This is a genomic window from Thioclava sp. JE_KL1, assembly GCF_009296265.1.
In the GTDB taxonomy this organism is placed as follows: domain Bacteria; phylum Pseudomonadota; class Alphaproteobacteria; order Rhodobacterales; family Rhodobacteraceae; genus Thioclava.
Window position 1 is genome coordinate 1 of the sequence record NZ_WBJS01000012.1, and the last position, 19208, is coordinate 19208.

At 64.0% G+C, this 19208-nt stretch carries 19 protein-coding genes; 15 read left to right on the plus strand and 4 right to left on the minus strand.

Annotated elements, in window-relative coordinates; genetic code table 11:
- Positions 1-47 precede the first annotated feature (47 nt).
- Positions 48-857, minus strand: coding sequence for a 4-hydroxy-tetrahydrodipicolinate reductase (dapB, locus tag F8R15_RS17865; protein ID WP_083078015.1), 810 nt, complete (start codon positions 855-857; stop codon positions 48-50).
- A gap of 97 nt (positions 858-954) precedes the next feature.
- On the opposite strand from dapB, the gene rbfA reads away from it, so the two are divergent.
- The 7 genes from rbfA to putP all read left to right on the plus strand — a co-directional run bounded on the left by rbfA (position 955) and on the right by putP (position 6891).
- Entirely contained in the window at positions 955-1386 is a 432-nt protein-coding gene (rbfA, locus tag F8R15_RS17870) for a 30S ribosome-binding factor RbfA (RefSeq protein WP_078521678.1), read from the plus strand.
- Positions 1387-1399: 13 nt separating this feature from the next.
- Complete coding sequence (locus F8R15_RS17875) at positions 1400-2116, plus strand: phosphodiester glycosidase family protein (protein WP_253732739.1); 717 nt, start codon at positions 1400-1402, stop codon at positions 2114-2116.
- Between the two features lie 51 nt (positions 2117-2167).
- A complete protein-coding gene (gene truB / locus F8R15_RS17880) occupies positions 2168-3070 on the plus strand; it encodes a tRNA pseudouridine(55) synthase TruB (RefSeq protein ID WP_152845491.1) in 903 nt (300 codons plus the stop codon).
- A gap of 79 nt (positions 3071-3149) precedes the next feature.
- Positions 3150-3680: a DUF1643 domain-containing protein gene (locus tag F8R15_RS17885; protein WP_152845492.1), complete on the plus strand. Its 531-nt coding sequence runs from the start codon at positions 3150-3152 to the stop codon at positions 3678-3680.
- Between the two features lie 87 nt (positions 3681-3767).
- Positions 3768-4796: a calcium-binding protein gene (locus F8R15_RS17890; protein WP_152845493.1), complete on the plus strand. Its 1029-nt coding sequence runs from the start codon at positions 3768-3770 to the stop codon at positions 4794-4796.
- Positions 4797-4921: 125 nt separating this feature from the next.
- Positions 4922-5191 (plus strand): 30S ribosomal protein S15, encoded by a 270-nt coding sequence (gene rpsO / locus F8R15_RS17895; RefSeq protein ID WP_075776826.1) that lies wholly within the window; start codon positions 4922-4924, stop codon positions 5189-5191.
- 254 nt (positions 5192-5445) lie between these two features.
- Complete coding sequence (gene putP / locus F8R15_RS17900; protein ID WP_152845494.1) at positions 5446-6891, plus strand: sodium/proline symporter PutP; 1446 nt, start codon at positions 5446-5448, stop codon at positions 6889-6891.
- Positions 6892-6952: 61 nt separating this feature from the next.
- Here the strand turns inward: putP and F8R15_RS17905 are convergent, their stop codons facing one another.
- Positions 6953-7636: an NYN domain-containing protein gene (locus F8R15_RS17905; RefSeq protein WP_172976253.1), complete on the minus strand. Its 684-nt coding sequence runs from the start codon at positions 7634-7636 to the stop codon at positions 6953-6955.
- Between the two features lie 264 nt (positions 7637-7900).
- On the opposite strand from F8R15_RS17905, the gene pnp reads away from it, so the two are divergent.
- A complete protein-coding gene (pnp, locus tag F8R15_RS17910) occupies positions 7901-10045 on the plus strand; it encodes a polyribonucleotide nucleotidyltransferase (protein ID WP_078521507.1) in 2145 nt (714 codons plus the stop codon).
- A gap of 139 nt (positions 10046-10184) precedes the next feature.
- Here the strand turns inward: pnp and F8R15_RS17915 are convergent, their stop codons facing one another.
- Complete coding sequence (locus tag F8R15_RS17915) at positions 10185-10838, minus strand: peroxiredoxin (RefSeq protein WP_078521505.1); 654 nt, start codon at positions 10836-10838, stop codon at positions 10185-10187.
- 179 nt (positions 10839-11017) lie between these two features.
- On the opposite strand from F8R15_RS17915, the gene F8R15_RS17920 reads away from it, so the two are divergent.
- The 5 genes from F8R15_RS17920 (at position 11018) to F8R15_RS17940 (ending at position 15270) form a co-directional block, all read left to right on the plus strand.
- Positions 11018-12454 carry an aldehyde dehydrogenase family protein gene (locus tag F8R15_RS17920; protein WP_152845496.1) on the plus strand — a complete coding sequence of 479 codons (1437 nt, stop codon included), beginning with the start codon at positions 11018-11020 and terminating at the stop codon, positions 12452-12454.
- Positions 12455-12580: 126 nt separating this feature from the next.
- Complete coding sequence (locus tag F8R15_RS17925) at positions 12581-13369, plus strand: exodeoxyribonuclease III (RefSeq protein ID WP_078542609.1); 789 nt, start codon at positions 12581-12583, stop codon at positions 13367-13369.
- A 96-nt stretch (positions 13370-13465) separates the two neighbouring features.
- Complete coding sequence (locus tag F8R15_RS17930) at positions 13466-14383, plus strand: co-chaperone YbbN (RefSeq protein ID WP_078549463.1); 918 nt, start codon at positions 13466-13468, stop codon at positions 14381-14383.
- Between the two features lie 27 nt (positions 14384-14410).
- Positions 14411-15049, plus strand: a complete 639-nt coding sequence (locus F8R15_RS17935; RefSeq protein WP_078571183.1) for an LON peptidase substrate-binding domain-containing protein — start codon at positions 14411-14413, stop codon at positions 15047-15049.
- Positions 15046-15270 (plus strand): Trm112 family protein, encoded by a 225-nt coding sequence (locus tag F8R15_RS17940; RefSeq protein WP_078521497.1) that lies wholly within the window; start codon positions 15046-15048, stop codon positions 15268-15270. The genes F8R15_RS17935 and F8R15_RS17940 overlap by 4 nt, the downstream gene beginning before the upstream one ends.
- An 11-nt stretch (positions 15271-15281) precedes the next feature.
- On the opposite strand, the gene F8R15_RS17945 is transcribed toward F8R15_RS17940, so the two are convergent.
- Entirely contained in the window at positions 15282-16508 is a 1227-nt protein-coding gene (locus F8R15_RS17945; RefSeq protein WP_152845497.1) for an FAD-dependent monooxygenase, read from the minus strand.
- An 82-nt stretch (positions 16509-16590) separates the two neighbouring features.
- Between F8R15_RS17945 and F8R15_RS17950 the strand changes: the two genes are divergently transcribed.
- Together F8R15_RS17950 and F8R15_RS17955 are read left to right on the plus strand one after the other, a co-directional pair.
- On the plus strand, positions 16591-17907 hold the full coding sequence (locus tag F8R15_RS17950; protein ID WP_152845498.1) for an amidase: 1317 nt from the start codon (positions 16591-16593) through the stop codon (positions 17905-17907).
- Between the two features lie 120 nt (positions 17908-18027).
- The gene (locus tag F8R15_RS17955) at positions 18028-19206 is read left to right on the plus strand and encodes an aminotransferase class I/II-fold pyridoxal phosphate-dependent enzyme (protein ID WP_152845499.1); all 1179 of its coding nucleotides are present in this window, start codon (positions 18028-18030) and stop codon (positions 19204-19206) included.
- The last annotated feature ends 2 nt before the right edge of the window (positions 19207-19208 follow it).

Sequence of the window (19208 nt, forward strand, 5' to 3'; positions counted from 1 at the left end):
GCCCCCGGACCCCCGGGATATTTGAACCAAGAGGAAGAGGGCGCCTTTCAGAGCCCCAGCACGTCCAGCATGTCGTATTCGCCGGGGCGCTTGTCCTGACCCCAGAGCGCGGCCTTGAGCGCGCCGCGCGCGAAGATGGCGCGATCGGTGGCGACATGGCGCAGGATGATCCGCTCGCCCATGCCGGCAAACAGCACGTCATGCTCGCCCACGATATCGCCGCCGCGAATGGCCGAGAAACCGATCGCGCCATGCTTGCGCGCCCCGGTGATGCCGTCGCGGCCCGACTCGCGATTGTCGTCGAGCGAAATGCCACGGCCTTCCGCCGCCGCCTCGCCCAGCATCAGCGCGGTGCCCGAGGGCGCATCGACCTTCTTGTTGTGATGCGCCTCGATCACCTCGATATCCCAATCGGCATCGAGCGCGGCTGCGACTTTCTTCGTCAGCTGCGTGAGCAGGTTCACCCCGAGGCTCATATTCCCCGCCCGCACGATTACGGCATGGCGCGCGCACGGCTTGAGCGCCGTGATGTCGTCCTCGTCCATGCCGGTCGTGCCGATCACATGGGTCAGGCGTGCCTGCGCCGCGATCTTGGCGAATTCGCGGGTGGCGGCAGGCGCGGTGAAGTCGATCACGGCCTGCGCGCCGGAAAACGCCTCGAGCGGATCGTCGGTCACGATCACGCCGTTCGGCGCGCCGCCCATCGCCTCGCCCAGATCCTTGCCGACCCAGTCATGGCCCGTGCGTTCGACGGCGCCCACAAGGCGCGCCTTGTCGCTCTCGCTCACGGTGCGGATCAGCATCTGGCCCATCCGGCCCGACGCTCCGGTGATCACGATGCCCGGCAGGTCGCTCATGTCTTTCTCCTTCACGGTTTCGCGCTATCTAGCTTGCACAGGCGGACTTGGCAAAGCCCCCGTTGCGCAAAACCCGCAGACGCCCTATGTGAGCGCCATGGCAAAGAACCGTTTCTCCTCGGGCGATGGCCCTTCGCAACGTCAGCTTCGCATGGGCGAGTTGATCCGGCGCACGCTGTCGGACCTCCTGATGCGCGGCGATGTGCATGATCCCGACCTCAACCGCGTCTCGGTGACGGTGGGCGAGGTGCGCTGCTCTCCCGACCTTAAAGTCGCGACCGCCTATGTGACGCCTTTGGGCGGCGAAGGTGGCAAAGAGCTGATCGCGGCGCTTGCGCGCAACAAGGGCGAGCTGCGCCGCTTGCTCGGCAAGGAAATGACCGCGAAATACAGCCCCGATCTGCGCTTCCGGCTGGACGAGACCTATGACCGTCTCGATGAGACGCGTCGGATATTCTCGGACGAGACGGTGCAGCGCGATATCGCTGCGCGCGACGATGACGAAGACGATGAAGACGATCGCGACTAATGCTGCGGCGCTGATGCTGCTGGCCACGCCTGCGCTGGCCGACGCCCCTTGCGCGGATCGCAGCTTCGACGGCACCACCTACACCGTTTGCGAGGCACAGCTCGGGCAGGACCTGAAGCTGTTCCTCGACGATCCCGACGGCAATCTGATCGGCACGCCAGAGCGGCTTTCCGAAGTCGTGCCCAAAGGCGACCGTGTCGTCTTCGCGATGAATGCCGGGATGTATCATCCCGATCGCAAGCCGGTGGGCCTGTTCATCGAGAACGGCAAGGAGCTGCATTCGATCGTCACCTCTGAAGGTCCGGGCAATTTCGGTCTGCTGCCCAACGGGGTCTTCTGCATCGGAGACAGGTTCTCGGTGACGGAATCGCGCGCCTTTGCCGCCGATCCGAAGGACTGCACCTATGCGACGCAATCGGGGCCGATGCTGGTGATCGACGGCGCGCTGCACCCGAAATTCCTCGCCGATGGCACGTCGAAGAATATCCGCAACGGGGTGGGGGTCTCGGCCGATGGCAAGACCGCCTATTTCGCGATTTCCGATGCGCCGGTGAGCTTTCACGAATTCGGCCGTTTCTTCCGCGACGAGATGCAGGTGCCGAACGCGCTTTATCTCGACGGCAAGATCTCGCGGCTGACAGTGCCCGGTCAGGGGCGCGAGGATATGGGCCTGCCGATGGGACCGATCGTCGCGCTGATCGCGCCTGCCGCCCCCGCTGCTGGAGATTGACGGCTCGCGCAGCTTGGGCTAGCAGGCGCACCCTTGGAATATGGAGGCCTCATGGCACGCAAGAAGGGTCGCGACATTTCCGGCTGGCTGATCGTGGACAAGCCCGCGGACATCACCTCGACATCGGTGGTGAACAAGGTGCGCTGGGCGCTGGGCGCCAAGAAGGCGGGCCATGCGGGCACGCTCGATCCGGCGGCGACCGGGGTTCTGGCGGTCGCGCTGGGCGAAGCCACGAAGACGGTGCCGTTCATCACCGATGCGCTGAAATGCTACCGGTTTCAGGTGCGGCTGGGCGCTGCGACCAAGACCGACGATGCCGAGGGCGAGGTGACCCGGACCTCCGATCTGCGCCCCACGGATGAAGAGATCGCCGCCGCGCTGACCGCCTTCGAAGGCGATATCGAACAGGTGCCGCCGCAGTTTTCCGCCGTGAAGGTTGATGGCGAGCGCGCCTATGCGCTGGCCCGGGCGGGTGAGGAAATGGATCTCGCCGCGAGGCCTCTTTACGTCGAAAGCCTCGTGATGCTGGGCCGCCCCGATGCCGATACGGTCGAACTGGAGCTGGTTTGCGGCAAGGGCGGCTATGTGCGCTCCATCGCGCGCGATCTGGGACAGAAGCTCGGCTGTCTCGGCCATGTGCTCTGGCTGCGCCGGGAATGGTCGGGGCCCTTCGAGGCGAGCGACGGGATCACGCTGGCCGAGATCGAAGAGCTCGCCAAGACGCCCGAGCTCGATGAGAAACTGCTGCCCGTGGAACTGGGGCTCGATGATCTGCCGCAGCTCAAGGCCACGCCCGAAGGTGCGGTGCGGTTGAAGAACGGCAATCCGGGCATGGTGCTGCCGGGCGAGGCCGAATGGGGCGAGGAAGTCTGGGTCAGCCATGAGGGCAAGCCGCTCGCCGTCGGCATCTACAAATCCGGCGAGGTCCATCCGAGCCGCGTCTTCAACCTTTGACGCGCCCCTTCCCCTTGGTCCAAATATCCCTGCCGGAGGCATCCGCCCTCTGTCACGCACATAACGGTCAGGACGAGAGATGATCACCCGCGAGCATATCAAAGGCGACGCCCCCTCCATCGCGGTCTATTCGGATTGCGAGAATTACCGCTATCTGCTCACGCGGGTCTGGGACGGCACCAAGCCGCGGGCGCTGTTCATCATGCTCAACCCCTCGACCGCGACCGAGGTGCAGAACGACCCGACCGTGGAGCGCTGCGAGCGCCGCGCGCGGGCGCTGGGCTTCGGGGCGTTCCGGGTGACCAATATCTTCGCCTATCGCGCGACCGATCCGAAGGTGATGCGGGCGCAGCCGGACCCGGTCGGGCCGGAAAACGATGCGGCGATCCGCGAGAGCCTCGACTGGGCGGGCGGCCCCGAGGACCGGATCATCTGCGCCTGGGGCGCGCATGGCGCGCATCTGTCGCGGGGCGCTGATGTGGAAGACTTGCTGCGCGAAAGCGGAAGGGCGCTGCATCACCTCGGGCTGACCAAGGCGGGCGCGCCGAAGCATCCGCTCTATATCGCCTATGAGCATCAGCCCGAGCTGTGGTTCACCCGCGAAGGCTGAGCGCGCCGTTAAGCATTTAACGCTTGTTTCCTAGGGGATCCGCGCCGGCAGCGGTAGATTTCTCGCATCTTCACGGGGGTGAGAGAGATGTTGTTTCTGTCGGGTGTTCTGGGCCTGCTGATGGCGGGCGCCACGGCGGGTCTCATGGTGGCTTCGTCGGATGCCGAGAGTGATGAGCCTCCGGCGGATGAAGCGGATCCCAACGTGCCGAGTGACGGCGCAGGATCGCTGCTGGCCGAGGTCAGCGCGGGGGAGGCGCCAACCGATCCGGTCGAGCCACCGGCTCCCGGACCGGGCGACGATATCACTTGGGGTGACGCGCAGGACAATGCGATCGCCGGGGAGGCGGGTGACGATCAGATCAATGGCTATGATGGCGATGACAGCCTCTGGGGCGGGGACGGCAACGACCAGCTCCTCGGGGCGTCTGGCAACGATACGCTCTGGGGCGATGCGGGGGGCGACACGCTGATTGGCGGCGACGGCGAGGATGAACTCGTCGGCGGAACGGAGGCGGATCTCCTATCCGGCGAGTTCGGATCGGATCGGCTCTTTGGCGAGGCCGGGGAGGACACGCTGATCGGCGGCGCGGGCGATGATATGCTCGCGGGCGGCGCCGACGATGACACGCTGAGCGGGGCGGATGGCGCTGATACGTTGACCGGGGATGCCGGGAACGACGAGTTGAACGGCGATGCCGGGGACGACCTTCTGGTCGGCGTCACGCCGGAGACGCGCGATGCGGGGGCGGCCGATGCCGATACGCTCAATGGCGGGGCAGGGGAGGACGTGCTGCTCGGCGGCTCGGGCGATTGGCTGCATGGCGGCGAAGAGGGCGACAGTTTCGCGCTGGGCGATTGGATCGATCCGGACGCCCCTGCGACAATCGCAGATTACACGGCCGGGCAGGACCGGTTGGCGGTCATCTACGATCCGCAGGGTGCCGCCACGCCGCAGATCAGTATCGAGCCGTCCGAGGCGCATCCCGATGCGGCGTGGATCCTGCTCGACGGCGTCCGGCTGGCCGAGGTGCTGGACGCGGCGGGGCTGAGCGCGCAGGACGTGGCGCTGCTCACGCCCGCGCAATTCGCGGCGCAGCAGGCCATAGCGCTTTGAAATAAGGCTTTTCAACACGACGATTCGCGTCTATATGCGCGCATCTGTTCCGAAAGGGGCAGTCTATGGACCTTGCTGGACGACATCCCGGCTTGCGCCCGAACCCTCAATGTAAGGAGATCCCGATGTCGATCACTGTCGAAGACAAGAACGCGCTTATCAAGGAATACGGCACCAAAGAAGGTGACACCGGTTCCCCGGAAGTTCAGGTCGCAGTTTTGACCAAGCGCATCGCGAACCTGACCGAGCACTTCAAAGAGCACAAGAAAGACAACCACTCGCGTCGTGGTCTTCTGATGCTCGTCGCGCAGCGCCGCAAGCTGCTCGACTACCTGAAGGCGAAAGACGTCGCACGTTACCAGTCGCTGATCGAGCGTCTCGGCCTGCGCCGCTAATCCGCCTCGGATTGGAATTCGAAACGCCCGTGCCTTTGGTGCGGGCGTTTTCATTTGCACTATTCCGACTGAATTGCGCAAATTGGCAATAACAGCCCTTATGCCTGCAAATTTTAAAACTTTTGGGTGAATAGCCTTCCTGTCAAAAAACTTTGGTCGGTTCGACTTCTTGTCCTCCTGTATCGTCCGCTCCAAACGGGAAAACGCGAGCATCTGCCCTACCTTGCAGGTGCGTTAACAGGGAGGATTGAGATATGCAGATCGGAGTCTGGATCAGCTTGGCACTGTATTTCGTGCTGATGCTGGCCATCGGGGTCTATGCGTGGCGCAAGTCCACGTCGAGCTCTGAGGAATATATGCTGGGCGGACGTAACCTGCCGCCTGCGGTTGCCGCCCTGTCGGCAGGCGCATCGGACATGTCGGGCTGGCTGCTTCTGGGTCTGCCGGGCGCGCTCTTCGTGTCGGGCCTGACGCAAAGCTGGATCGGCATCGGCCTTTTCGTCGGCGCCTTCGTGAACTGGGTCATCGTGGCGCCGCGTCTGCGCGAGCAGACCGAGCGCTATGACAACGCGCTGACCATCCCCGGCTTCCTCGCCAATCGCTTCCCGAGCCACGCGACCTTGCTGCGGATGGTTTCGGCGGTGATCATCGTGGTGTTCTTCGCGGTCTATACCGCGTCGGGCCTCGTCGGCGGCGGAAAGCTCTTCGCCAGCGCCTTCGGTGGCAGCTACATGACCGGGGTCATCCTGACGCTGGGTGTCGTGCTGGTCTACACCGTGATCGGCGGCTTCCTCGCCGTGTCGCTCACCGATTTCGTGCAGGGCTGCATCATGATGCTCGCGCTCGTCATCATGCCGATCGTGATCCTCACGACCGGTCAGGGCGACGGGGTGGACGCGGCTGCGAGCCGGCTGAGCAATATCGACCCGAATTTCCTGTCGATGACGAACGGGCTGACCTTCGCGGGCTGGCTCTCGGCGGTCGCATGGGGTCTGGGCTATTTCGGCCAGCCGCATATCATCGTGCGCTTCATGGCCGTGCGCTCGGTCGCCGACGTGCCGAAAGCGCGGAATATCGGTATGGGCTGGATGGCGATCTCGCTGATCGGCGCGATCTCGGTCGGTATTTTCGGCCGCGCCTATGCGCAGCGTAACGGGCTCGACGTGCAGGATCCGGAGACGATCTTCATCATCCTGTCGAACCTGCTGTTCCATCCGCTGGTGACTGGCTTCCTCTATGCCGCGCTTCTGGCGGCGATCATGTCGACCGTGTCGAGCCAGCTTCTGGTGTCGTCCTCGTCGCTGACCGAAGACTTCTACAAGATCGTCTTCAACAAGGACGCCTCGGACCGCACGTTGGTGAATGTCGGCCGTCTTGCCGTGCTGGCCGTGGGGATCGCGGCGATCATCATCGCGTCGAACCCAGACAGCAAAGTGCTTGGCCTCGTGTCGAACGCATGGGCCGGGTTCGGGGCCGCCTTCGGTCCGCTGATCATCCTGTCGCTGACCTGGAAACGCATGACGGGTCTGGGCGGCGTGGCTGGCCTGGTCGTCGGCGCCGTGACCGTGATCGTCTGGATTTCGCTGGGTTGGGGCTCGTTCCTCTACGAGATCATCCCGGGCTTCATCGCGGCCTTCATCGCCATCGTGGTGGTGAGCCTCGCGTCGGAAGACAGAGGCGAGTTCCGCCCGATCAAATGATCGAAGAGCTTACGAGTATCATTGCGCCCGTCCCGAAAGGGGCGGGCGTTTTGCATTCTGGCTATTTCGCTGCGGCGGAAAGTTGAGAAAATCCATTAGGACGGCATCGCACGCGTGCCTTGGGCCCCTTTGGATCAAGCGCGAAGAGTTTCGGACGGTTCGAAAAATAGGGGCGCCACTTTTTATCTGGCAAGTTCCCGATCAAGACCCCGTGGTCTTTCTTCATGATCGTCGCCAGTTCCGCGAGGGGCACTCCAGCGCCGTCCTTGCTGTGTGCCTCGATCGCTGCGCGAATTTTTTTATCGAGACTGGCAGATTTCTTGACTGCTGGCGGTCGTGTCGGAGCTGCGGTCGTTTTTGACTTCAGCAGATGAAACACTGAACAGCTTTCACGAAATGCCTTCGGCGCTTTCTCCTGTCCGACGCCGAGCACTTCCATCCCTTTTTCGCGGAGCCTGGTCGCGAGGTGGGTGAAGTCACCATCGGAGCTTGCGATGACGAACCGTTCGGCGCGTCGTTCCAAAGCGAGCTCGAGTGCGTCGAGGGCGAGCAACACGTCTCCTGCGTTCTTGCCGCTTCCGGAATGCACCAGCCGGATCGAAGGGCTGTGACCCCACGATCTAATCTGCGCGACATCACCGTAGGCACGCCGGATGAAAGCGCCTGGCGCGAACTTGAGGATCTGGGAAGCAAAAGTGGCGGAGATGTTCTCGCCATCGATGAAAAGGGCAGTGGGTTTGTTCATGGGGCCACAATAATCAATGTTAATAACTACAGGCCGAGGATGGCGGGCCAATCTGGCCAGAATTGGGCGCTGGCCGTTTCTTTCCCTAAGGACTCTTCGCTTCCCAAACCCCTTCATTTCCTGTATTGGCAGGCCCATCTGAGACGTGACGCCTCGAGCCCCCGGGCGCGTGCAACAGGATAAGGGGGCGGCGGCAATGGGGCCGCCATTCAAATCGGGAGACACGGGATACGCCCGTGAGAGCTCCCAGACAGGATACGCTGAATGTTCAATGTTGTGAAAAAATCCATCCAGTGGGGCGAAGAAGAGCTCACGCTGGAAACCGGCAAGGTTGCCCGTCAGGCTGACGGTTCGGTCATCGCCACTCTGGGCGAAACCTCCGTCATGGCCAACGTGACCTTTGCCAAGGAACCGAAGCCGGGCCAGGACTTCTTCCCGCTCACGGTTCATTACCAAGAGAAATACTATGCCGCCGGTAAAGTGCCGGGCGGCTTCTTCAAGCGCGAGGCTCGTCCGTCCGAGAAAGAGACGCTCACCTCGCGCCTGATCGACCGCCCGTGCCGTCCGCTCTTCGTGGAAGGCTTCAAGCATGAAGTGCTCGTGATGTGCACCGTGCTGTCGCATGACCTCGTCAACGAGCCCGACATCGTCGCGATGATCGCCGCTTCGGCCGCGCTGACGATCTCGGGCGTGCCGTTCATGGGCCCGATCGCCGCTGCGCGCGTCGGTTTCTCGGATGGCGAATACATCCTGAACCCCGAAGTCGACGACATGCAGAAGCTGCGGGAAAACCCCGAGCAGCGTCTGGACCTCGTCGTCGCGGGCACCAAGGACGCCGTGATGATGGTGGAATCGGAAGCTTACGAGCTGTCCGAAGCCGAGATGCTGGGCGCGGTCAAGTTCGGCCATGACGCGATGCAGCCGGTGATCGACATGATCATCGATCTCGCAGAAGCCGCCGCGAAAGAGCCCTTCGACTTCAAGGCGCCCGATTACTCGGCGATGCTCGAGACCGTCAAAGGTCTGGGCGAAGAGAAGATGCGTGCCGCTTACGCGATCTCCGACAAGCAAGAGCGCGTGGCCGCCGTCAACGCCGCCAAGGAAGAGATCAAGTCGCAGCTCACCGAAGAGCAGCTCGAAGATCCGACCCTCGGCACCGCGATGAAGAAGCTGGAATCGGCTGTTCTGCGTGGTGACGTCGTGAAGAACGGTCGCCGCATCGACGGTCGTGCGCTGGACGAGGTTCGCCCGATCGTGGCGGAAACCGGTCTGCTGCCGCGCACCCACGGTTCGTCGCTGTTCACCCGCGGCGAGACGCAGGCGCTGGTCGTGACCACGCTGGGCACCGGCGACGATGAGCAGATCATCGACGCGCTGCACGGCAACTCGCGCTCGAACTTCCTGCTGCACTACAACTTCCCGCCCTACTCGGTCGGCGAAGTTGGCCGCGTCGGTTCGCCCGGTCGTCGTGAGATCGGCCACGGCAAGCTCGCATGGCGCGCGCTGCAGGCGGTTCTCCCGGCTGCGACCGACTTCCCCTACACGATCCGCCTCGTCTCCGAGATCACCGAGTCCAACGGCTCGTCCTCGATGGCGTCGGTCTGCGGTGGCTCGCTGGCGATGATGGATGCGGGCGTTCCGCTGAAATCGGCCGTCGCGGGTGTCGCGATGGGTCTGGTGCTGGAAGAGGATGGCTCCTGGGCCGTTCTGACCGACATCCTTGGCGACGAGGATCACCTCGGCGACATGGACTTCAAGGTCGCAGGCACCGAAGAGGGCATCACCTCGCTGCAGATGGACATCAAGGTCGCCGGCATCACCGCCGAGATCATGGAGAAAGCTCTGGAGCAGGCACGCGCTGGCCGCATGCACATCCTCGGCGAGATGAACAAGGCGCTCTCCGCGGGCCGCACGGAATTCTCCGCCCACGCTCCGCGCATCGAGACGATGACCGTTCCCACCGACAAGATCCGTGAAGTGATCGGTTCCGGCGGCAAGGTCATCCGCGAGATCGTGGAAGTCTCGGGTGCCAAGGTCGACATCAACGACGACGGCGTGATCAAGATCGCTTCGGCCAATGCCGAGGCCATCAAGAAAGCGCATGACATGATCCACGCCATCGTGGCTGAGCCCGAAGAAGGCCAGATCTACACCGGCAAGGTCGTGAAGCTCGTCGATTTCGGCGCCTTCGTGAACTTCTTCGGCAAGCGTGACGGTCTCGTCCACGTCTCCCAGATCGCCAACAAGCGCCTGAACCACCCGAGCGATCTGCTCAAGGAAGGTCAGGAAGTGAAGGTGAAACTTCTGGGCTTCGACGATCGCGGCAAGGTGCGCCTTGGCATGAAGATGGTCGATCAGGAAACCGGCGAAGAAATCGCGCCGGAAAAGCGCGAAGAGAAAGCCGACTGATCGGTTTGATCCGCTAGAAGATTGAGAAAGGCCCCGGAGCGATCCGGGGCCTTTTGCTTTTTGCGCTTCGGGTGGGTGGCGCGGATATGAAAAAGCCCCGGACGCTGCCGGGGCTCTCTCGTAAGCGGGTAAGCTGGGCTCAGCCCTGCGACTTGACGGTGCGCAGGTAGGGCAGTTTGACGTCGACTTCGCCGAACTTCTCTTTCGCCTCGTCGGTCGAGACCGACAGCGCGACGATCACGTCCTGACCCGGCACCCAGTTCGCGGGGGTCGCGAAGGGCTTGCCGTCGGTCGCCTGAACGGCGTCGAGCGCGCGGATGATCTCGGCGAAGTTGCGGCCGACCGACATCGGGTAGGACATGGTCAGGCGGACTTTCTTGTCCGGGCCGATGATGAAGACGGTACGCACGGAGGCCGAATCCGCGGCGGTGCGGCCGTCGGGCATGTAGGCATCGGCGGGGAGCATGTCATAGAGCTTCGAGACGTTCAGCGAGGTGTCGTCGATGATCGGGAAGTTCGCGGGCGCGCCTGCGACCTGCTCGATATCCGATTTCCACTTCACGTGCTCTTCGACGCTGTCGACGGAGACGCCCATGACCTTGGTGTTGCGCTTCTCGAACTCGGGGGCGAGTTGAGCAACTGCGCCGAATTCGGTGGTGCAAACCGGGGTGAAGTCTTTCGGGTGCGAGAACAGGATGGCGTAGCTGTCGCCGATCCAGTCGTGGAACTTGATCTCGCCAGCGGTCGAGTCGGCGGTGAAATCGGGAGCGGTGTCATTGATACGCAGGCCCATGAAAAACCTCCTGTGTTTGCGTAAAATCACGTCTTTGCGGGATATAAGCCCTCGTCGGGGTCCGTTCCAGCCAGTTTAGAACCTTTTTAAACTCGGAGCCTGCGACCTTTCGTCAGGCCTTGCGCAGGACGGGGAGTGGTGAAACGCTCGCGCGCAACATCTGTGTGCCGGAGGCTGATATGATCGAGAAACGGAATTTCTACATCGACGGGGCGTGGGTCGCACCCAAGGCGGCGCGCGACTACGAGGTGATCGACCCGTCGACCGAGGATCCCTGCGCGGTGATCTCGCTGGGTGACCAAGCTGATACGGATGCTGCGGTCGCCGCGGCGAAGGTCGCGCTGCCCGGCTGGAAGGCCACGGATCCGGCAGAGCGGATCGCGGCGGTCGAGCGGATCGCCAAGGTCTATGCCGAGCGCGCCGAGGATATGGCGCAGGCGATGAGCCTCGAGATGGGCGCGCCGATCGATCTCGCGCGCCGCAACCAGTGGGGCGCGGGCGCCTATCACATCAAGAACTTCATCGACGCGGCGAAAGCGTTCGACTGGGTGCATCCGCTGGGCGACGGCACGCCGGGCGCGATGATCGCCTATGAGGCGGTTGGCGTTGTGGGTCTGATCACGCCGTGGAACTGGCCGATGAACCAGGTGACGCTGAAGGTGATCCCGGCGATCCTCGCGGGCTGCACGATGGTGCTGAAACCGTCCGAGGAAGCGCCGCTGTCCTCGCTGCTGTTTGCGGAAATCCTCGACGCGGCGGGTCTGCCCAAGGGCGTGTTCAACCTCGTGAATGGCGATGGCGTTGGCGTCGGTACGCAGCTTTCGACCCATCCCGATGTCGAGATGATTTCCTTCACCGGCTCGACCCGCGCGGGGCGCGCGATCTCGAAGGCAGCAGCCGATACGCTCAAGCGCGTGACGCTGGAGCTGGGCGGCAAAGGCGCCAATCTGATCTTCGCCGATGCGGATGAGGATGCGGTGGCGCGCGGCGTGCGCCATTGCTTCCAGAACTCGGGCCAAAGCTGCAACGCGCCGACGCGGATGCTGGTCGAGCGTTCGGCCTATGACAAGGCCGTGGAAATCGCACGCCAGACCGCCGAGGCCACGCAGGTGGCCAGCCCGCGCGAGGAGGGCAAGCATATCGGCCCGGTCGTGAACAAGGCGCAGTTCGACAAGATTCAGGGCCTGATCGAGACCGGCATCGCGGAGGGCGCGAAACTCGTCGCGGGTGGTCCCGGGCGGCCCGAGCATCTCAATCGCGGCTTCTATGTCCGTCCGACGGTCTTTGCCGATTGCGATCCCTCGATGACGATCATGAACGAGGAAATCTTCGGCCCCGTCCTGTCGATCATGCCGTTCGACAGCGAGGAGCAGGCGATCGAGGTGGCCAATGCCACGCCTTACGGTCTGACCAACTACCTGCAATCGGGCGATGGCGCACGGCGGAACCGTCTGGCGCGGCAGCTGCGCTCGGGGATGGTCGAGATGAACGGCCAGGACCGCGGCGCAGGCGCGCCGTTCGGCGGCGTGGGATCCTCTGGCCGGGCGCGCGAGGGTGGCCGCTGGGGCATCGAGGAATTCTGCGACGTGAAGTCGATCTCCGGCTGGGCGGAATAAGGGGCACTGCCCCTCTTGGCCTATCGGCCAATTCACCCCGGGATATTTTGAAAGAGCGAAGAGGGGCGGTTGCGAAAGCGGCCGCCCTTCGACATGATCGCGCGGCTTTTGGAACGGGAGAATGAGATGAGCTTCACGCTGGCGACCTGGAACATCAACTCGGTGCGGCTGCGCGAGGGGCTGGTGCGCAAGCTGATGGAGGAAGAGGCGCCCGACGTCCTCTGCCTGCAGGAGTGCAAGAGCCCGGTCGAGAAGATCCCGCTCGAGGGCTTCAAGGCACTGGGCTACACCCACATGGTTGCGCGCGGCCAGAAGGGCTACAACGGCGTCGCGATCTTCTCGAAAATCCCGATGGAAGAGAACAGCGCCCATGATTTCGCCGATCTCGGCCATGCGCGTCACGTCGCGGGCACGCTCGAGAATGGCGTGACGATCCACAACTTCTATGTCCCCGCAGGCGGCGACGTGCCGGACCGCGAGGTGAATGAGAAGTTCGGGCAGAAGCTCGATTACCTCACTCAGATGCGCGATTACTTCAAAGCCGAAGCGCCGCAGAAATCGATCCTTGTGGGCGACCTGAACATCGCGCCGCGCGAGGATGACGTCTGGAGCCACAAGCAGCTTCTGAAGATCGTCAGCCACACGCCGATCGAGGTCGAACATCTGCACGACACGATGGAGGCGGGCAAATGGGTGGACATCACCCGGCAGGACATCCCCGAGGGGCTTTTGTATTCGTGGTGGTCCTATCGGGCGCGCGACTGGGATGCCGCCGACAAGGGCCGCAGGCTCGATCATATCTGGGCGACGCCGGATATCTCGAACGCGGCTCATGGCAGTCGCGTGCTGCGGGCGGCGCGCGGTTGGGAGAAGCCTTCCGATCACGCGCCGGTTTTCGCGACCTTCGATCTGTAATCGCTTGCGGCAGCGCGCCGCGGTCAAACGGGTTTGCGTTCGGCCCATCCGAGGCCATATAGGAAAGCAAATCCTCCGCAATTTCGGGAGACGGACATGCTGGAACTGGGTGGCGGCGCCAAGGCCGCAGGCAAGAGCGAATACGTCAAGGACGTGACCGAAGCCAACTTCATGGCCGAGGTGATCGAGAAATCGCAGACCGTGCCGGTCATCGTCGATTTCTGGGCGCCGTGGTGCGGCCCGTGCAAGCAGCTCGGTCCGGCGCTGGAAGCCGAGGTCGAAGCCGCGAAAGGCGCGGTCGTGATGGCCAAGGTCAATGTCGACGAAAACCAGATGATCGCGGGTCAGATGCGGGTGCAGTCGATCCCGACCGTCTACGCCTTCTGGCAGGGCCAGCCCATCGACGGCTTCCAGGGCGCGCTGCCGCCCTCCGAGATCAAGAGCTTCGTGGCCAAGCTGATCGAAGCGTCCGGCGGCGAGACCGGCAACGGTCTGGGCGATGCGGTCGAGGCGGCGGAGGCCATGCTGGCCGAGGGCGCGGCGGAAGACGCGGCGGAGACCTTCGCAGCGATCCTCGAAGAAGATGGCGAGCTGGCGGAGGCCCACGGCGGCCTGATCCGCGCGCGCATCGCGCTGGACCAACTGGACGCGGCAGGCGCGGCTTTGGCCGCCGTGCCCCCGAAACTGTCCGACAGCGCCCCGGTGGAGGCAGCGCGTGCACAGCTCGATCTGGCGAAACAGGCGCAATCGGCCGGGCCGCTCGACGATCTCAAAGCCAAGGTCGAGGCCAATCCCGACGATCATCAGGCGCGCTTCGACTATGCGCAGGCGCTTTATGCGGCGGGCAATGTCGAGGAAGCCGTGGACCAGCTGCTCGAGCTGTTCCGCCGCGATCGCGAATGGGATAACGAGGCCGCGAAGACGCAGCTCTTCACCATTTTCGACGCGCTCAAGCCGAACGATCCGATCGTGGCAAAAGGCCGCCGTCGTCTGTCGTCGATGATATTTGCCTGAGGGCATGGGCGCGCTAGTTTCATCCGCATGATGAAGAAAGGCGACTTGCCCGAAATCCTTCCGCTTTTTCCGCTGCCCGGTGCGCTGCTGCTGCCCCGGGCGCGGCTTCCGCTGCATATCTTCGAGCCGCGCTATCTGCAGATGATCGAAGATTGCATGAAGACCAAGTCTCGGCTGATCGGGATGATCCAGCCGATCAAGGGGCCGGAGGGGCAAAACCACCTCAACGCAATCGGCTGTGCGGGCCGTCTGACCGGGTTTTCCGAGACCGAGGACGGGCGCTACATGATCACCCTGTCGGGGATCTCGCGCTATCGCATCGTCAAACAGATCGAGGGTTTCACCCCTTATATTCGTGCCGAGGTCAGCTGGGCCGGGTTCGAGCGCGATCTGGGTGCGGCCGAGCATGACAACGGCTTCGACCGCGACGAATTTCTCGACCTGCTGGCGAAGTTTTTCCACGCGCAGGGGCTGGATACCGATTGGGAAACGCTGAAAGATGCCGATGATGAGTTGTTGATCAACTCGCTCGGGATGCTGTTGCCGCTGGAGCCGGAGGACAAGCAGGCGCTGTTGGAAGCGCCCTGTCTGGCCACCCGACGCGAGACCTTGGTGACCCTGATCGAATATGCGCTGCATGGCGGCGGAGAGGAGCGGCTGCAATGAGCGACGAAACTGAGAGCGCACCGGCGCCCGAGACGGCCCGAGAGAAGCCGCTGTTCGACCGGCACATGCTGGAGGCGCTCGTGTGCCCGCTGACCCATGCGGTGCTGAAATACGATGCCGAAAAGCAGGAGCTGGTTTCGCAGCCCGCGAAATTGGCCTTCCCGATCCGGGGCGGCATTCCGATCTTGCTGGCAGACGAAGCGCGCCGGATCGACGAGTAAGGGGCGGCGTTCTAGAGCGCGCGCCCCTGCAACAGGCGGGGCAGGGGGCCCGACAGGCCCGCCGCTTGCTGCATGAACCCGCGGCGCAGGCCCGGGATCGCCTGCACCAGGCCCATCCCCAGATCGCGCCCCGCTTTCAGCAGCGGATTGTCGTTCGAGAAAAGCTTGTTCACGGTATCCATGCCGAGCGCGAGCGAGGTCGAGTCGAAGCGCCGCCAGCCTTGATAGCGCTCCAGCACGTCCTCGGCGCCGATGTCCTCGCCGCGGCGCATCGCTTCCACGACGATCTCCGCCAGCGCCGCCACATCGCGCAACCCGAGGTTCAGGCCTTGGCCCGCGATCGGATGCACGCCATGCGCCGCATCGCCCACCAGCGCCACGCGCGGCGCGACATAGGCTTTCGCAAGCGTCAGGTTCAGCGGGTAAGAAAACCGCGGACCGGCCAGTTTGATCTCTCCGAGGAAATCGCCGAAGCGCGGGCGCAGCACGGCGAGGAAATCCTCGTCATCCAGCGCCGAGATCGTCTTCGCGTTTTCTTCGGTCTCGCTCCAGACGATCGACGACCGGTTGCCCTTCAGCGGCAGGATGGCGAGCGGCCCGGTCGGCATGAAGAACTGCTGCGCGACGCCGTTATGGGGTTTCTCGTGCTCGACCGCAGCTACCAGCGCGGTCTGGCCGTAGCCCCAGCCCTCGCGGGTGATCCCGGCGCGTTCGGCCACGCCCGACCGGCGACCGTCCGCGCCGATCAGCAGCTTCGCGGTCAGGGTCTTGCCGGTGGACAGGCTCACCTCGACCCCGCCCGGCACGACCTGCTGCCCTGTTACCTGTGTCTCGTGCAGCAGCGTGATCTTGTCGCTCGCCTCCATCGCATCGAGGAAGGCGCGATAGAGGTAGCGATCCTCCAGCATGTAGCCGACCGGCGCCTGATCCAGCTCGCGCGCGTCGAAATGCAGGAAGAAAGGGGCCGCCCCTTCGCCTGCGTGACCGTCGGCGGCCTTCACTTCCATCATCGGCTGCGCCTGATCGGCAAGCCCGTCCCAGACGCCAATCGCGCGCAGCAATTTCTGCGACGCGATCGCCAGCGCATAGGCGCGGCCGTCGAACGTGTCGGTCGCGCGCTGGCGAGCCGGCGCCGCATCGACAAGGGTCACGGAAAGGCCGGCGGAGGCCAGTGCAAGCGCCAAGGCGGGGCCGTTGAGCCCGCCGCCCGCGATGATGACGTCTGAATCGTGTTTCATGGCGCTTACTATGGCGCTGGAAGCGGGATTGTCCATGCGCGGGACTGTCGCTAGCGTGGCGGAAAGAACGAAGGAGGCGGGCATGGAATGGCGGTTGGCAGGGGCTGCGGAACAAGGGCGGGCGATTGCCGCCGGTCAGCTCGATCCGGTGGAGCAGACCGAGGCCTATCTGGAGGCGGCTGAAGCCTCGGAGGACATCTATGCGCGTCTCACGCCGAAGCGGGCGCGCGACGAGGCGATGGCCTCGCATCAACGCGCCAAGCAGGGGACCAGGCGCGGCATGCTCGATGGGGTCGCGCTGTCTTGGAAGGATCTCTACGACACCGCCGAGGTCGCGACCGAGGCGGGCTCGCGGCTGCTGGCCGGGCGTGTGCCCGAGCGCGACGCGGATGTGCTGATCGAAGCCACGCTGGGCGGTTCGGTCTGTCTGGGCAAGACGCATATGACGGAACTGGCCTTCTCCGGGCTGGGCGTGAACCCGATGACCGCGACGCCGCCGAATATCCATGATCCCGAACTCGCGCCGGGCGGTTCGTCCTCGGGTGCGGCTCTGTCGGTGGCTCGCGGCTTGGCGGCGGCGGCGATCGGCTCGGACACGGGCGGTTCGGTGCGTATTCCGGCCGCGTGGAACGATATCGTGGGGCTGAAGACGACTCATGGGCGGATCACGACGAAAGGCGTCGTGCCGCTGTGCCGGACCTTCGACACGGTCGGGCCGATCACGCGCAATGTCGAGGATGCCGCGCATGTCTTTGCGCTGCTCGAACGGCGCGCCGCGCCCGATCTGCGTGACGCGAGCCTCAGGGGGAAGCGGCTTCTGGTGCTCGAGGGGCTGCCCTTTGAGGGCACCCGCGAAAAGCCGGTGCAGGGCTTCGAGCGGGCCGTCGAGGCCTTCGCCAAGGCGGGCGCGGTGATCGAGCGGCGGGGTCTGCCGATGGTACGCCCGGCGATGGACCTTTCGGGTGTTCTCTTCGCCCCCGAAGCCTATGGCGAATGGAAGCACGAGATCGAAGCCGCGCCCGAGAAGATGTTCGCGGCGATCCTCGAGCGGTTCCGCAGCGGGCGCGACGCGCTGGCTTCGGATTACGCGAAAGGCTGGCACGAACTGGCGGGCTACCGCGCCGCCTATCTGGAGGCGACCGCGGAATATGATGCCGTGCTGATACCGACTTCGCCGATCCTGCCGCCCGATGTCCGCCGCCTTCTCAGCGACAAGGCCTATTTCCAGGAAGAGAACGTGCTCGCGCTGCGCAACACCCGGATCGGCAACGTGCTGGGGCTATGCGCGCTGAACCTTCCGACGGGCATCCCAAGCTGCGGGATTTCGCTGATGGCGCCGCCGATGACGGAGGATCGGTTGCTGCGTTTGGGCATGGCCGCCGAATCGTCGCTGGCCTGAAAACCACATTTCTTGTGGTCAACCCGCTCTGGAGCTTGTCTTTTTCTGGACGAAACGGCGGAGCTTTTGTAACCTCGTCGGCAATAAGGGGCGACATAGACCCCATTCGATGAGGCACAGATGGACTTTCCCGAGCGGTTTTCGAACCTGCCCGAATACGCATTTCCGCGTTTGCGCGCGCTGCTCGATTCGCATGAACCGGGCGGCGACGTCTTGGCCATGTCCATCGGTGAGCCGCGCCACCCCATGCCCGAGTTCGTCGGCGATGTGATCGCGCAAAGCCTTGGAGAGTTTGGAAAATATCCCGCCAATGACGGCACGCCCGAATTGCTGGACGCGATCTCGGGCTGGCTGAAACGGCGCTATTCGGTCGAGATCGGCCCCGAGCGGATCATGGCGCTCAACGGCACCCGCGAGGGTCTCTACAACGCCGCGATGGCGCTTTCGCCCGAACAAAAACGCGGCAAAACGCCCGTGATCGCGATCCCGAACCCGTTCTATCAGGTCTATGCGGTGGCGGCGGCAGCCGTCGGCGCGGAGCCGGTTTTCGTGCCCGCGGGCGCTGATGCCGGGTTTTTGCCTAATTATTCGGCACTTGCGCCCGAGGTGCTGGACCGCATCACCGTGGCCTATCTGTGCTCGCCCTCGAACCCGCAGGGCGCAGTCGCGAGCCGCGATTATCTGGCCGATCTGCTGCATCTGGCCGAGAAGCACGATTTCATCGTCTTCGCCGACGAGTGCTATTCCGAGATCTGGCGCGAGGCCCCGCCGCCCGGTGCGGCACAGGTCGCGGCCGAGGAGGGCATCGACCCCGAGCGCGTGGTGATCTTCCATTCGCTTTCGAAGCGGTCGAACCTGCCGGGTCTTCGCTCGGGCTTCCTCGCCGCCGGGCCGCAAAGCATCAAACATATCCGTCGCCTGCGCGCCTATGCCGGTGCGCCGCTGCCGCAACCGTTGCAGCGCGTGGCCGAGCGCGCTTGGGCGGACGAGGCCCATGTCACGGAAAATCGTCGCCTCTACGCCGAGAAATACGAGATCGCGGGACAGATCTTCGACGGCGTCGATGGCTTCCAGCTGCCGCAGGGCGGCTTCTTCCTCTGGCTTCCCGTCGAAGACGGGGAGGCAGCGGCGCTCAAGCTTTGGACAGAGACCGGCATTCGCGTGCTGCCGGGCGCCTATCTCGCGCGCGAGGTGAACGGGGAAAACCCCGGCCAGAAATATATCAGAGTGGCTCTGGTCGCTCCAAAAGCAGAAACGCAGCGCGGGCTGATGCAGCTTCGCGACTGCCTTTACGGTTGAGG